We start from the raw sequence: 13,520 nt of genomic DNA on the forward strand, positions 1-13,520 counted from the left end.
GGGCAAAAGCTCTTCGGGGTGCGGGCGGGCATTCTGGAGCGGGGCATGCGGATCGGAGGCACGTGGTGGTGGCGGTGAAGCTCGATCCCCGGGACTGGGGAGTTCGGGTCCGGTTGAGCCTGGCCGCGGTCGTGGTGCTCGCCGCGACGCTGCTGGTGGTGGCCGGTGGGGTGCTCTGGGTGTTGAGGGGGTCGTTGCAGTCCTCGGCGGATGCCGCGGCCGGCGTCCGGGTCGACCAGCTTGTCGCCCAGCTGCGCACTAGTGCCCCGGGGTCTCAGGATCCTGGTCTCGTGGCCACCAGCGGGGAGACCTCGGTGGTGCAGATCCTCACTCCTGACGGTGGCGTGCTGCTGGCCTCGCCCGATGCTCCTGGCGTCCCGCTGGCGGGGCCCCTGCCGGACGGGGCGAGCTCCCTGAACGGGTCGGTGGGGGTACCGGGCGCCCAGGGCGGGGTGTTCCGGGTGACCGCGCGTGGGGTCGGCGGCCCGGGCGGTGACCTGACGGCGGTGGTGGGGGTGGACTCCGCCGGGGTCACCGACACCGTGATGACGGTGGGGGCGGTGCTCGCGGTGGGTCTGCCCGTCGTGGTGGTGGTCGCTGCTGCGCTGACCTACGTGCTGGTCGGGGTCTCGTTGCGGTCGGTGGAGCGGATGCGGGCGCGGGTGGCCGACGTCAGCCCGGCCGAGCTGTCGCTGCGGCTGGCGGTCCCCCGTCCGCGTGACGAGATCTCCCGGCTCGCCACGACGCTGAACGCGATGCTGGCACGGCTGCAGGCTGGTAACGACGCGCAGCGCCGCTTCGTCGCCGACGCCTCCCACGAGCTGCGCAGCCCGTTGGCGACGGTCACCGCGGCCCTCGAGCTGGCCCGGGACCGGCCGGGGGTCATCGACCGTGAGCTGGTGGGCGCTCACCTGCTGCCCGAGGCGCAGCGGATGCAGCGCCTGGTGGAGGACCTGTTGTTGCTGGCGAAGGCCGACGAGCAGGGCCTGGCGCTGCGTGTCGCCGATGTCGACGTCGAGGACCTGGTCGGGGTCGAGGCGGCCCGGCTGCGGGCCACCACCACCCTGGCGGTCATGACGCAGGTGCAGGCGGTCAGGGTGCGCGGTGACGAGGGCCAGCTCGCGCGGGTGGTCCGCAACCTCGCCGACAACGCCGCACGCCACGCTCGCAGCCAGATCGAGCTGTGGTGCCGGATCACCCCGGGTGGGGTGCAGCTGGTTGTCGCCGACGACGGCCCTGGGATCCCCGCATCCGAGCGTGAGCGGGTCCTGCAACGGTTCGTCCGCCTGGATGAGGGTCGCGCCCGGGCGACGGGTGGTAGCGGTCTCGGTCTGGCCATCGTCGCGGAGATCGTCGCCGCGCACCACGGCACGATCACCATCGCCGACTCCGAGCTCGGTGGTGCCCGTGTGATGGTGGAGCTGCCCAGTGCTGGGCCGGGTCAGTCCCCGTCGCGCCAGCGGTAGCCGCGGCCCCGGAGGGTCTCGATGGTGGTGGCCCCGAACTTGCGGCGCAGGTACCCGACGTAGACCTCGACGATGTTGTCGTCCCCGTCGTAGTGGGTGTCCCACACCCCGGCGAGGATCTCCGCCTTGCTGACCACGATCCCCTGGTGGCGGAGCATGAACTCGAGAAGGCCGTACTCGCGCCGGGTCATCTCCACCTCGACGCCACCCTGGTGGACCCGCCGACGGGCGGGGTCGAGGGTGATGTCGCCGGAGGTGAGCACGACAGGGCGGGTCGGGGCGCCACGGCGCTGCAGGGCGCGCAGCCGGGCCACCAGGACGGCGAAGCTGAACGGCTTGATGAGGTAGTCGTCGGCGCCCAGGTCGAAGGCGTCGGTCTGGTCGAACTCACCGTCCTTGGCGGTGAGCATGAGCACCGGGGTCCACACCTGCCGTCGGCGCAGCCCCTTCAGGACGTCGTAGCCGTTGAGGCGGGGAAGCATGATGTCCAGGACGATCACGTCGTAGGGGTGGTCGCTGCCCAGGCGCAGCCCCTGCTCCCCGTCGGTCGCGACCTCGACCACCCACCCCTCCGCGTCGAGTCCACGGCGGATCGTCTCGGCGAGGCTCACCTCGTCCTCGACCAGCAACACCCTCACCGGCCGAGAAGGGCACGCAGAACCACGATGCCCAGGAAGATCACCAGGATGGACAGGTCGATCGCGACCGGACCGACCCGCACGGGGGGCAGCCGGCGGCGCAACGGGGCCAGGACAGGCTCCGTCACCCGGTGCAGCGAAGCCTGGGTGCGGGCCACCGGCTGCTGTGCACCCGAACCGACCGGGACCACGGACATCGCGAAGTCCACGAGCACGCGGGCCACCAGGACGAACCACGCGACGGTCAGCAGGAACAGCAACACAGCGATCATGGGGGAGTCCTCCTCTAGGCGTGCCCTCATGGTGCCGACGCGCCGCTGAAGCCACGCTGAACGCGGCGGGTTCATCACCACCTACCCCACAGGTCCCCCGTCCTGTGTGGGCCTGGAGCGACAACGCCTACGAGCAGCTCGACAACGGCACCACAGGAAACCCGATCACCCCGGTCCAGGTCAGTGGGCTCACCGGGGTCACAGCTACCGCCGCTCATGGGATCGACGCCCATGCCATCGCCCGGCCGTGACCCTCTGAGCGACGTGGGTGGCCCCCAGCCAAGCCGCTGGCGGCCGGCGCGGAGATGTTGGGACTGTGTGACCTGTCCAGCGTGGTGCAGCGTCTCGTTGCGCGCATCCACGTGCACCGCTCGCACCGGGGGTTAGCATCACTTTCCCCGGTGGGTACGGAGGAGCGACGATGAGGCGTCTTCGGGTTGTCAGCGCGGTGGCCACGGCCTTGGTGGGGATCCTCATCGGCAGTGTGGTGAGTGCAGGCCCGGCGTTCGCGCTGGCGAATGGCACAGCAGCGACAGCGGGGCAGTTCGCGTTCGCGGTCAAGCTGGTGATGACCAACGTTCCCGCCAGCACCGGGGGTTCCTACACCAGTGGGTGCTCCGGTGCGCTGATCTCCCCGACATGGGTGATCACCGCCGGGCACTGCTTCCACGACGTGAACCGCAACCCGGTCAGCGGTGCGGTGCCGTACCCGACGACCGCGACGTTCAACACCGTCACCACCAACCCGACCCCGGCCACCGCGGTCACCTTCAGCATCGACACAGTCCAGCAGTCGCCCACCGCCGACATCGCCCTCGCCCACCTCAGCGGTGCGAGTGCGACCACCAACACGGTGGCACCGCTGCACCTGGCGACCACCCGGCCCAGCAGGGGCACGATCGTGACGATGGCCGGGTGGGGTGCCACCCAGGACGTGAACCCCACCCCCTCGAACCAGCTGTACTGGGGTCGGATGAAGATCACCGGCTACTCCTCGACGACGGTGAACGTCGTCGGATACTCCCCGTCCAAGAACACCAGTGCCTGCCTGTACGACTCCGGTGCGCCGTACTTCACCACCGGGACCACCCCGCTGCTGGTGTCCACCGAGTCCGACGGGCCCAGCTGCCCGCACACCTCGGCCGAGACCACTGCGCGGGTGGACAACCAGCTGACCTTCATCCGCAGCTGGGTACCTGACCTGCCCTGAACCGGTCACGACCGGCTCCTGGGGCCCGGGCGCACTCGTGGATGCGGCGCCCGCCACCGGCGTGCGGGGTGCCACCACCCCGACTCGAGACCCCTGCGAAGACGGTGCACAACCCTTCGGTGTTGAACCGCTGGACAGGGGCCCGCCGGTGGCGGTGTGGTTGGTCCGGGCGTCGTTACTGCTGGTCGCTCTGGGGCGGGGCCCACGCGAGGAGACGCACGGCGGTGGCCAGCACTGATGCGCCCTGGGCGCAGTCGTGGGGGGTGCTGTACTCGGCGGGGCTGTGCGATCTGCCGTCCACGCTGGGCACGAACAGCATCGCTGCCTTGACGTGGGTGCCCATGGTCTGGCTGTCGTGTCCGGCGCCGCTGGGCAGCTCACGCCAGGTCAGCCCGCACGTGTCCGCAGCCTGCTGGAGCACTGCGCGCAGGCCGGCGTCGAGGGTGTGTGGTGGCGTCTTCTTCACCACCTGGAGGTCGACCTGAACCCCGCGGTCGGTGGCGACGGCCGCGCACTGCTCACGCATCGCCGCCACCATCTGGTCGAGGACGTCCAGCTCCGGGTGTCGCACGTCGATGGTGAACTCGACCCGCCCCGGCACGATGTTCGCGCCACCGGGGTGAACGCGTACCACTCCTGTCGTTGCGACTGCCGGGTGTCCCTCGGCGAGCGCCACGCCTTCCACCGCGGTGATCATCCGCGCCGCGGCCTGCAGCGCGTCCTGGCGGTTGGTCATCGCGGTGGCGCCGGCATGGTCGGTTCGGCCGTCGACGACCACCTCGAGCCACATGAACCCGGTGATGACGTCGACCACGCCGACGTCGATGGCAGCGTCGACGAGCGTGCGGCCCTGCTCGATGTGCAGCTCGAGGAAGGTGTCGATGTCGTCACGGCGGGCGTCGCTGAAGCGGGCTGGATCCAGTCCGACCGACCGGGCGGCCTCGGCCAGCGTGACGCCGTCGGGGTCCACCAGGAGCTCTGGTTCGTTCTCGGCGACGAGCCCGAGGATGGACCGGGTGCCGAAGTAGTTCGCGTGGAAGCGGCTGCTCTCCTCCTCGCACAACGAGACCACCTCGACCGTGCGCCGTGGAGTACCGCCGGCTGCGGCGCACGCCTCGAGGGCGACGATCGCCGACAGCACGCCCAGCGCCCCGTCGTAGGCGCCGCCGTGCACCACGGTGTCGATGTGCGACCCGGTCAGCAGGACAGGTCCGGCGGTGTCGCCGGCGAGTCGCCCGAACACGTTGCCGACAGCGTCCTCGCGCACGCTCAGGCCAGCGTCGCTCATCATGGTGGCCACCATGTCCTGGGCCTCACGCCAGGGCGGTGAGTACAGCGGTCGGATGATTCCCCCGCTGCTCTGCGCGCCTACCCGACCGAGCTGCTCGACGAGCGAGGTCAGCCGCGCTTCGTCGACACGGACCCCAGCAGCGGGCCTGTCGTTCATCGGGTGCCGCCACGGACAGGTTCGAGGCTCGGGTTGCTGGGTGCGGCCGACCTGCGCGCACCCTTGGTGAACGTCGAGACGACGGCGAGGGCAACCACGTTCGCCACGAGGGCGATGATGCCGACGTTGAGGGTCGCCGCCCATTGAGGCAGGAAGGGCAGCAGGCTCCCGACGGACCGCTTGGCGATGATGACGTAGCTGACGACTGCAACCCCGACGACCATCCCTGCTGCGGCACCCCAGGTGGTGACCGGGTTGCGCGGCAGCAGGCTCGCGATCAGCGCGGGGAACAGCTGGGTGACGAAGGCGTAGCCCAGCAGGAGCAGGGCGACGATGGTGCTTCCCCCGCCGAAGGTGAGCAGCAGCGTGATCGCCGCGAGCACCGGGACGAGCAGCTGTGCCAGCCGCAGCACCGTCTTCGGTGACGTGCCCGGTCGTAGCTCGGCGTACACGTTCTTGGCCAGCATCGTCGCCGATGTGGTCAGCAGCATCGAGCCTGGGACCAGCGCGGTGAGCATCCCGGTCACACCGATCAGCCCGACGAACCACGGCGCGAACGTGTCCCTCGACAACCGCAGCAGCGCCAGGTCGGAGTCGGTGCCCTTGAGCCCGGGAACCTTGAGCACGGCGGCGAATCCGACGAAGAAGATGAACAACAGCACCAGCTGGTAGAGCGGGAAGATCACCGCGTTGCGTCGGAGCACCCGCTCATGCTTGGCCGAGAAGGTCGCGCCGAAAAAGTGCGGCCACATGTAGAAGCCGAGCGAGGTCAGCAGCACGGTGCTGATGAACCAGGAGACGCCGAGCTTGGGGGTGTGCAGGGTCAGGAACCCCGGGTCCATCTCCTGCACGGAACGGAACATCGGGGTGATGCCGCCGTAGTAGTGCCAGGGAAGGTAGATCCCCAGGAAGATCGCCACGGCGAGGATGAGGATGTCCTTCAGGACGGCGGTCCACGCGGCACCGTGGATCCCGGAGACCATGACGTAGGCCGTGAGGACAACCGTGCCGATGATGATGGCCGTGGTCTGCGACACCGCGCCGTAGGACGTCTCGGCGACGATGATCGCCATGCCCTTCAGCTGCAGGATGAGGTAGGGAACCATGGCGACCACCCCGATGAGGGAGACCAGGATGCCGAGGTTGCGGCTGTTGTACTTGCGGGTGAAGAAGTCGGCCTGCGAGACCAGCTTCTCGCGCTGGGCGTAGCGCCAGATCGCCGGCAACAGCCAGTAGGACATCACGTACGCGAGGCAGCCGTAGGCGAGGATGTAGAGCGCGGGACCGCCGTTGGCGTAGGAGAAGCCGCTGCCACCGAGGAAGGTGAAGGTCGTGTAGATCTCCCCGGCCAGCAGCAGGAAGACGAAGACCACCCCGAAGGAACGCCCGCCCACGGACCACTCCTCGAGGTTCATCTCGCGCCCGCGGCGGGCGCGAAGGCCCAGCGCGAGGGCGACGACCAGGCCGGCGCCGAGGACGACGAGTGCGACGTTCATGAGGTGGCCACCTCGTCGTCGGGGAGCTGCGGCCCACGATTCGCGGGGTCGAGGGCGTAGACGATGGCCAGCAGCCCGCTGGTCGCGACCACCCACAGCACTATCCACGCCATCAGGAAGGGCAACCCGAGCACGTACGGCTCCGTCCGGTTCGCGAAGCCCGCACCACCAAGGATGCCGAGGAACGGCAAGCTGGCGAGTCCCACCCTCAACAGTCGGGTTCGATCCGGCGGCGACTCGACCGCAGACGCGCCACGTTCCACCGAATCCGTCATCGAGACCTCCATGTTTCGTGTCGGTACCGAACGAGCTGCACACACTGCATTCCCCTCGGCACCACTGTGTCAAGACCGAGCACAGAATTGCCTGCGAGGCCCGGCCGGTCAGGGCCCGTTGTGGAACGTCGACGTGGGGTCCGGGCGTTGTCGCTGCGCCCGGGGGACACCTTGGGACCGGTTGGAGTGCACCTGTTGCGGGTCGGTGGCCTACCCGGCCCGCCGCTGGCTGGTCACCGCGGGGTGGAGCACGGCCCCGGAGCTGGTCCCCGCGGAACGTGAGCTCTACGCGGTCAGGGCGGTGGCCACGGGTGTGCCCCTGCCGGCAGGCGAGGCGGCGACGACCGTGAGCTCGAGGACGATGTACAGGACGGACCGACCATCGGGATCCTGGTCGCCCGCCACCGGTGTCGATGTCCTCCTCCAGCGCCCCAACGGCAAGGTGGCGCCGGTACCCCCGGGGTGGGGACACCTACCGGACGCCGCCGCCCTGCCTGGCGAGGTCCGGTAGGCGTTGCCGTGGCGCCGTGTGTCGGGTGGGTGGTGTCAGCTGGAGGTGGCGACGGGATCGAGGTGGTGTTGGCGGATGCGGCGCAGGGTGAGGGTGGCGCCCAAGCCGGTGGCGGTAGCGCCTGCGGTGGCGATGGTCAGGCTGGGGGTGAGGTGCTCGGTGAGGAGCCCGGCGGTGAGCAGGCCGAGGCCTTGGGCGGCGAGGAGACCGGCGGAGGCGAGGGCGATGCCTTGGCCGCGGAGCTGTGCGGGGATGAGGTCGACGAACTCGGTGACGACCTGGATCTGGTAGCCGGTGAACGCGCCGGCAGCGGCGAACAGGCCACAGACCAGCACGAGTCCGGGGCGGGTGGCGCAGAGAATGAGGGGGATTCCGGTGGCGGTGGCGAAGGGTCCGAGGAGACGGGCGCGGGTGGGAGTGGTGAGCAGGCGGGTGTAGGCGAGGGTGCCGAGCAGGACCCCGGTGGGTCCGGCGGCCAGCAGGACCCCCACCGCGGTGGGTCCGGCGTTCAGCTCGGCGGCATACGGCGCGGCGAGGCCTTCGGGGACCACGATGAGACCGAGGATCCAGGAGAAGCACAGCAACAGGCGCAGCTGGTGGTCCCCGAGCACCGCGCGGGCCCCGCCCAGCCACCCCGCCGGTGGGGACACCGCGACCGTCCGGGGTGCGGTGGCACCGGTCTGCACGACGTCGGTGCGACCAGCGGGTGCGGTTCGGATGGGGGTGGGTCGTGGGTGCAGGTAGGTGCGGATGACCAGGGCGGACACCGCGAAGGTGGCGGCGTTGACGGCGAGGGCAGTGTGGGCGCCGAGGACGGCGACACCGAGGCCTCCGGCGGCGAACCCGATGAGCTGGGCGGACTGGTTGGTGGCCGAGCGGAGACCGAGCCCGACGGGGTAGTCGGGGCTGGGGAGGATGTCGGCGATGAGGGCGGCCTCAGCGGCACCCCAGGGTGCGCCGACGGTCACCGCGACGACGAGCAACGCGGCGAGCGCCCACAGGGGTAGTGCTGGGATGGCCATCGCGGCGAGCAGCCCTGCTCGGATGAGGTCACCGACGACCAGCACGGACCGCCGGGGAAGCCGGTCGGTGAGGGGCCCGAGGAGGATGTTGCCGGCGACGGCGGGCAAGAACGTGAGGGCGTAGACGGTGGCGGTGGCGAACCCGGAACGGGTGCGGTCGAAGACCAGCACCGCGAGGGCGACCCGGGCGATCTGGTCGCCGAGCAGCGACTGGATGCTGACCAGCCACAGCACCCGGAACTCCCGCACGGCGAGCACGTGCCGGAAACCGGGCTCTGGCACCCCGATGGGCGGGGTCATGCAGCGGTGCGGATCCTGTCGCGCCCGGCGGCCTTGGCGGCCATCATCGCAGTGTCGGCCCGGGCCAACATCCCGCTCAGCTCCGCGCTGGTTGCTGTGTCGGTCTCACGGTGCGCGGGGAGCCGTGCGCCGTCCGAGGCAGGGGTGCGGTGGTGGGCGACGCCGATGGACATGGTGACGTGCACACCGGGTGCTGGAGTAAGGGCGGCGACCGCGGCGCGAACCCGGTCGGCAACCCGCTCGGCCTGCTCCGGGCTCACCTCGAGGAACACGACGAACTCCTCCCCACCGAAGCGTCCGATGCCGTCGTGGTCTCGGAGCTCGGCGCGTAGGCAGTCGGCGACGGCGCCGAGCACGGTGTCCCCGACGAGGTGCCCGTGGGTGTCGTTGATGACCTTGAAGCGGTCGAGGTCGCAGAACATGACGCTGAACGGGGTGCCAGCCGACCGGGCTGAGGCGATGGCGGTCTCGGCGTGCTCGACCCACGCGGGGTGGCTGAGCAACCCGGTCTTGGTGTCGGTGCGCGCCCGCTGGTGCAGGGCCTTGACCAGGGAGCTGCGGTGCAGCAGGGCGGCGAGCCCGACAACGACCGGGGTCAGGACCGGGGTGGTGAGCAGGAACTGGGCGGCGACGACACCGAGGACGAGGGTGGCGATCTCGTAGCCGAGGACGTCTCTGCTCGGGAGCAGGACCCGGACCGACGGCGGGCGGGCGGTCAGCCACATGCCGCCCAGCAGGACACCGAAGTTCACCGCCGTGTACGCCGCCAGAGCGACCACCAGCAGCACCGGTCCCCGCAAACCCCCGGTGAGCACGTGCTCTCGGCCCGTTGTCGACAGGAGTGCGGAGGCGGAGACGACGGCGAGCACGACGGTGGCCGCGGTGAACGCCGCCCGGTAGGGAAGCCCTGAGTGATCACGGCGGCGCTGCCACGTGGCGTGGGTGTAGAGCACGATCACCAGCAGCGCCGCCCACCCGGGGGGCACGGTCAGGGTTGCCGCGAACAGCCACACCGACATCTGGTCGGAGAACACGGTGCCCGCACCCAGGTAGTGCTTGATCCGCTCGACGCGGGCCGCACCCTCGACGTAGCCGATGCCCAGCACGGCCAGGGCCCCGACCCGCGCCAGCTCGACACCGCTGACCGGTTGCCCCCAGAGGAGGAACACGGTCACGGCCAGTGCCGTGGCCTCCACCCCGAGCAGGAACACCCGAGCCGGCAGCGGGATGGTCCACAGCGCCCACCTAGGCAGCCATCCCCGTCGCTGGGGGACGATGACGTCCCCGCGCAGACCCCCGGTGGGACGGTCGACGGTCATGGTCGGACCTCATTCCCGGGGTGTCGCCTCGTCGCGTCTGAGGCTTCGTACGTCGTTGAGGTGACGGTAAACGACTCGCTGTGACCTTCTCAGAGCCGTTCGGGTGGTACCCGGGGCTGGTTGGGGTGACGCGGCGGAACAGGGTCACCCATATGGACACACGGGTCGGGGCCCATTGCGGTTGTTCGCCACGATCAGTCACAATGATCACGCGGATCGGTCGTGCGTCGCCCGATGTGATGGAGGTGAGTGCAGTGGCCGATCGAAGCTGGGCATGGCGCTGAGCGCCCGCCCTCCACGTCCCGCCCGACACCTCCTCGACGCCGCCGGTGAACGCCCCCGGCGACGGCGACCTGCTGCCTGCCGGGAGGTGAGTGCGATGCGGAGCTGGACCTGGTGAACACGGTCGGTGTCGGTGGTGCGGCGTGGTGTGGGAGGTGAGTGCGATGCGGAGCTGGACCTGGTGAACACGGTCGGTGTCGGTGGTGCGGAGTGGTGTGGGAGGTGAGTGCGATGCGGAGCTGGACCTGGTGAACACGGTCGGTGTCGGTGGTGCGGAGTGGTGTGGGAGGTGAGTGCGATGCGGAGCTGGACCTGGTGAGCACGGTCGGTGTCGGTGGTGCGGCGTGGTGTGGGAGGTGAGTGCGATGCGGAGTGGTGTGGGAGGTGAGTGCGATGCGGAGCTGGACCTGGTGAGCACGGTCGGTGTCGGTGGTGCGGCGTGGTGTGGGAGGTGAGTGCGATGCGGAGCTGGACCTGGTGAACGGCCGTACCTGGTGGCGGGGCAGCCCGTGTAGAGGCCCACGGCGGGCCCGACGACGGTCCGGCCCGGTGTAGCTCGAGGATGCGCGCGCGGACGGTGGGCAGCGTCCACCACGAGCTGTCAACGCCGAACGAGTCTTGACCCCCTGCTGCTGCTCCCCGCAGCAAGGCCGTTCGCTGGCGCTCGAGCAGCGACAGGTACCCGTTGCTTCGCACCCGCCTCAGCCAACCGGGCCTGCGCGACACCACCAGCCTCAGCGCGCCACCGGTACCCATCTTGCGGGTGTTGCCCGCACCGCGGCATGCCACCACCGTCCCGACACCACTGGCCAACAGCTCCCAGTACCTGGCCTCGACCTCCAGCTGACGCTTGCGACCTCGACGAGCCATCACAGAATCTCACCCCCAACAGCAGCGGTGTTGCGACAAGCCCTCGAACCCAGGGTGGTGCCGGGATCCGGGGGATCGCGACCATCCTTGGTCGGGCACCGTCCACTGTCAGCCGGGAGCTGGCCCGCAACACCGTCCGCCATGACCGCCGCGGGTACGAACCGGTGGTGGCCCATGCTCGTGCCCGGGCGCGCGCAGACCCACCGCATGACATCGAGCAGGGGGCAGGCCCCGCGCGTCGGATCGCTCGTTGGCCCATGGGCCGCGATGGACGTAGCTCCCCGACTCCCCGACTCCCCGGCGCCCCCCATCGGGGGCGCCGTTCGACGGCTCGAAGCGGCGGGTGGGTTTCAGCTGGTGGGGGCGGTCTCGACCCAGACGAAGGGCTGGAAGGTCTGGAAGGACAGGGTGGAGCCGTCGCTGGTGCTGGGCAGCAGCTTCGGGTACGCGGCGGCGGTGGTGGTGTTGTTGGCGTTGTAGACGTACACCTGGTTCGCCCCGGTCCGGGCGGTGATGGTGACCAGCTTGTTGCCGGCGGTCCCGAAGTTGGTGTTTCCGGCGGCGTCGGGCAGGGGGTGCCCGGCGGTGTAGTCAAAGGTCTGGCCGTGGATCTTCTGGGTTCCGGCGGGGCTGTTGGGGAAGTTGCCGAGCTCGCTGGTGCACCCGGTGGCGTCGGTGTTGCACTCCTGCAGGCCGAAGGTCTTCACCGCGGTGCCGCTGGGCGGGGTGACGTCGAGCCCGTTGGGCCAGTTGCCGAGGATGATGAGCCGGGGGGAGGTGACGGCCCCGGGGGCGAAGGTCGCGGTGATCCCGAACCCGGACACCTGACCACCGTCCGGGGTGATGATGGCGGAGGCGAAGGCGGTGGCCGCCGCGGGCGGGCCTGACGCGAGAGCACTGCCGGTGCCCAGGGCGAGGCCAGCAGCGACGGTGACCGCGGACCCCAGAACAGCAAGATCACGGAGCTTAATGGTTCTACTTCCGTAGCAGGTGGTGGGGACGGTGGCCCCCACCTGTCCACACGGATCCCATGCACTCGTGGTTCACCTGGCGTCAGCCTTGGGTGGTCGATCACCTGGCACCCCGGCCCTGACCGCGTCAGCACGAGTTGGCGCCGGGCGGAATTGACCGGCGAACCACCAGCTGCTCACCAGCTTGTCGACGAGCGGGGTTCCGTGACGGCGTGCCGCCACCGCGGCGAGGTAACCGACGACCGTGCTGATGAGGAGTCCGGCGATGTCGACGCCGCGGCGAGCTCCTCCCGAGTCCCCGCCCGAACCCGTGGCCACCACCGGGAACGGAAAGCCGTCGGGGACCGGCGCTGTGAGACGCTGACGGGCGTGGCCTCTGACCTGCACAGATCGAACCGCACGGTGATCGCCCTGCACGAGAACCCCGAGTGGTGGGCGCCGTTCCAGGTCGCCTTCGACGCCGAGGGGGTCGACGTCGAGCAGTGGTTGCTGACCGGCGAGGGCGAGCTGGACCTGGACTCCGTTCCGCCGGAGGCGGTGTTCTGGTCGCGGATGAGCGCCTCGGCCCCGAGCCGCGGGCACGCCCTGGGCAAGGAGCAGGCGCGCGGGGTGCTCGCCTGGCTGGAGTCGCACGGGCGCACGGTGGTCAACGGGCGCGGTGTGCTCGAGCTGGAGATGAGCAAGGTCGCCCAGCACGCGGCCCTGCGGGCAGCCGGGATCGACGTGCCGCGGACGGTGGCCGTGCTCGGGGGGCCGCAGCGGCTGGTGGCGGCCGCGGAGCGGGTCGGGGCGCCCTTCGTGACCAAGCACGACCAGGGCGGCAAGGGTCTCGGCGTGCGGTTGTACGGCTCGGTCGAGGAGCTCGCCGACACCGCCGCCGAGCTCGATCCGCCTGCGAACGGGGTGTGGCTGGTCCAGGAGTACGTGGCGCCGGCGGAGCCGTTCGTGACCCGCGTGGAGATCGTCGGCGGGGAGCACCTCTACTCGGTGCGGGTCTCCACCGAGCAGGGCTTCGAGCTCTGCCCCGCCGACGCGTGCGCCGCTCCCGGCGCGGCACCGTTGTTCGCGCTGCGCGAGGGCTACACCCCGCCCCAGCTCGGTGCCTACCAGCAGTTCCTGCGCCGCAACGGGATCGACGTGGTCGGCCTCGAGTTCGTGGAGACGGCGGACGGACGCCTGGTCACCTACGACGTGAACACGAACACCAACTACAACCCGGACGTCGAGGCCGTGGCCCCCCGGTCCGGACCGCGCGCGATCGCCCGCCTGCTCGCGGCCCGCGCAGGCTGAGCCGCCCGGTCGTCGCGGGGTGCGGGGTCTGCCAGGATGAGCGGCGTCGGCAGTTCAGGAACCCGGTGCGACTCCGGGGCGGTCCCGCCACTGTGACCGGACCGTCCCCGTGGCGGTCCGGGAGCCAGGTCTTCGCCGCCGACCCGGTCCC

12 protein-coding genes, 1 pseudogene and 1 riboswitch are annotated in these 13,520 nt (G+C 70.5%); of the genes and pseudogenes, 5 read left to right on the plus strand and 8 right to left on the minus strand.

The genetic code is table 11. From position 1 onward, the window contains the following. Positions 1-74: 74 nt before the first annotated feature. A complete protein-coding gene (locus RHODO2019_RS04875; RefSeq protein ID WP_265383883.1) occupies positions 75-1,466 on the plus strand; it encodes a HAMP domain-containing sensor histidine kinase in 1,392 nt (463 codons plus the stop codon). On the opposite strand, the gene RHODO2019_RS04880 is transcribed toward RHODO2019_RS04875, so the two are convergent. Further along, positions 1,442-2,104: a response regulator transcription factor gene (locus RHODO2019_RS04880; RefSeq protein WP_265383884.1), complete on the minus strand. Its 663-nt coding sequence runs from the start codon at positions 2,102-2,104 to the stop codon at positions 1,442-1,444. The genes RHODO2019_RS04875 and RHODO2019_RS04880 overlap by 25 nt on opposite strands. Continuing rightward, complete coding sequence (locus tag RHODO2019_RS04885; protein WP_265383885.1) at positions 2,101-2,376, minus strand: YggT family protein; 276 nt, start codon at positions 2,374-2,376, stop codon at positions 2,101-2,103. The genes RHODO2019_RS04880 and RHODO2019_RS04885 overlap by 4 nt, the downstream gene beginning before the upstream one ends. Before the next feature lie 104 nt (positions 2,377-2,480). On the opposite strand from RHODO2019_RS04885, the gene RHODO2019_RS04890 reads away from it, so the two are divergent. Both RHODO2019_RS04890 and RHODO2019_RS04895 read left to right on the plus strand, forming a co-directional pair. Continuing rightward, positions 2,481-2,627 carry a hypothetical protein gene (locus tag RHODO2019_RS04890; RefSeq protein ID WP_265383886.1) on the plus strand — a complete coding sequence of 49 codons (147 nt, stop codon included), beginning with the start codon at positions 2,481-2,483 and terminating at the stop codon, positions 2,625-2,627. A gap of 170 nt (positions 2,628-2,797) precedes the next feature. After that, positions 2,798-3,586 (plus strand): S1 family peptidase, encoded by a 789-nt coding sequence (locus RHODO2019_RS04895; protein WP_265383887.1) that lies wholly within the window; start codon positions 2,798-2,800, stop codon positions 3,584-3,586. Between the two features lie 175 nt (positions 3,587-3,761). Here the strand turns inward: RHODO2019_RS04895 and RHODO2019_RS04900 are convergent, their stop codons facing one another. The 5 genes from RHODO2019_RS04900 to RHODO2019_RS04920 form a co-directional block, all read right to left on the minus strand. After that, positions 3,762-5,033 (minus strand): Zn-dependent hydrolase, encoded by a 1,272-nt coding sequence (locus RHODO2019_RS04900; protein WP_265383888.1) that lies wholly within the window; start codon positions 5,031-5,033, stop codon positions 3,762-3,764. Next, positions 5,030-6,529, minus strand: a complete 1,500-nt coding sequence (locus tag RHODO2019_RS04905) for a sodium:solute symporter family protein (protein WP_265383889.1) — start codon at positions 6,527-6,529, stop codon at positions 5,030-5,032. Before RHODO2019_RS04905 ends, RHODO2019_RS04900 begins: the two co-directional genes overlap by 4 nt. Further along, positions 6,526-6,735, minus strand: a complete 210-nt coding sequence (locus RHODO2019_RS04910; RefSeq protein WP_265383890.1) for a DUF3311 domain-containing protein — start codon at positions 6,733-6,735, stop codon at positions 6,526-6,528. The genes RHODO2019_RS04905 and RHODO2019_RS04910 overlap by 4 nt, the downstream gene beginning before the upstream one ends. Positions 6,736-7,350: 615 nt before the next feature. Then, positions 7,351-8,637: an MFS transporter gene (locus tag RHODO2019_RS04915; protein WP_265383891.1), complete on the minus strand. Its 1,287-nt coding sequence runs from the start codon at positions 8,635-8,637 to the stop codon at positions 7,351-7,353. Then, positions 8,634-9,956: a GGDEF domain-containing protein gene (locus tag RHODO2019_RS04920; RefSeq protein ID WP_265383892.1), complete on the minus strand. Its 1,323-nt coding sequence runs from the start codon at positions 9,954-9,956 to the stop codon at positions 8,634-8,636. Before RHODO2019_RS04920 ends, RHODO2019_RS04915 begins: the two co-directional genes overlap by 4 nt. 1,064 nt (positions 9,957-11,020) lie before the next feature. Here RHODO2019_RS04920 and RHODO2019_RS19310 point away from each other — a divergent pair. Beyond that, positions 11,021-11,206: pseudogene (locus RHODO2019_RS19310) on the plus strand (hypothetical protein); the annotation flags it as partial. 252 nt (positions 11,207-11,458) lie between these two features. On the opposite strand, the gene RHODO2019_RS04925 reads toward RHODO2019_RS19310, so the two are convergent. Continuing rightward, on the minus strand, positions 11,459-12,121 hold the full coding sequence (locus RHODO2019_RS04925; RefSeq protein ID WP_265383893.1) for a hypothetical protein: 663 nt from the start codon (positions 12,119-12,121) through the stop codon (positions 11,459-11,461). 327 nt (positions 12,122-12,448) lie between these two features. On the opposite strand from RHODO2019_RS04925, the gene RHODO2019_RS04930 reads away from it, so the two are divergent. Then, a complete protein-coding gene (locus RHODO2019_RS04930) occupies positions 12,449-13,369 on the plus strand; it encodes an ATP-grasp domain-containing protein (RefSeq protein WP_265383894.1) in 921 nt (306 codons plus the stop codon). Between the two features lie 56 nt (positions 13,370-13,425). Further along, a riboswitch (cobalamin riboswitch) is annotated at positions 13,426-13,501 on the plus strand. Positions 13,502-13,520: the final 19 nt, after the last annotated feature.

The sequence above is a fragment of the Rhodococcus antarcticus genome, from assembly GCF_026153295.1.
GTDB classification, from domain to species: domain Bacteria; phylum Actinomycetota; class Actinomycetes; order Mycobacteriales; family Mycobacteriaceae; genus Rhodococcus_D; species Rhodococcus_D antarcticus.

Excerpts from the sequence above, each read along its gene's own strand:
- RHODO2019_RS04895 (WP_265383887.1), top strand. The coding sequence starts at position 2,798 with ATGAGGCGTCTTCGGGTTGTCAGCGCGGTGGCCACGGCCTTGGTGGGG.
- RHODO2019_RS04885 (WP_265383885.1), bottom strand. The coding sequence starts at position 2,376 with ATGATCGCTGTGTTGCTGTTCCTGCTGACCGTCGCGTGGTTCGTCCTG.
- RHODO2019_RS04905 (WP_265383889.1), bottom strand. The coding sequence starts at position 6,529 with ATGAACGTCGCACTCGTCGTCCTCGGCGCCGGCCTGGTCGTCGCCCTC.
- RHODO2019_RS04915 (WP_265383891.1), bottom strand. The coding sequence starts at position 8,637 with ATGACCCCGCCCATCGGGGTGCCAGAGCCCGGTTTCCGGCACGTGCTC.
- RHODO2019_RS04900 (WP_265383888.1), bottom strand. The coding sequence starts at position 5,033 with ATGAACGACAGGCCCGCTGCTGGGGTCCGTGTCGACGAAGCGCGGCTG.
- RHODO2019_RS04920 (WP_265383892.1), bottom strand. The coding sequence starts at position 9,956 with ATGACCGTCGACCGTCCCACCGGGGGTCTGCGCGGGGACGTCATCGTC.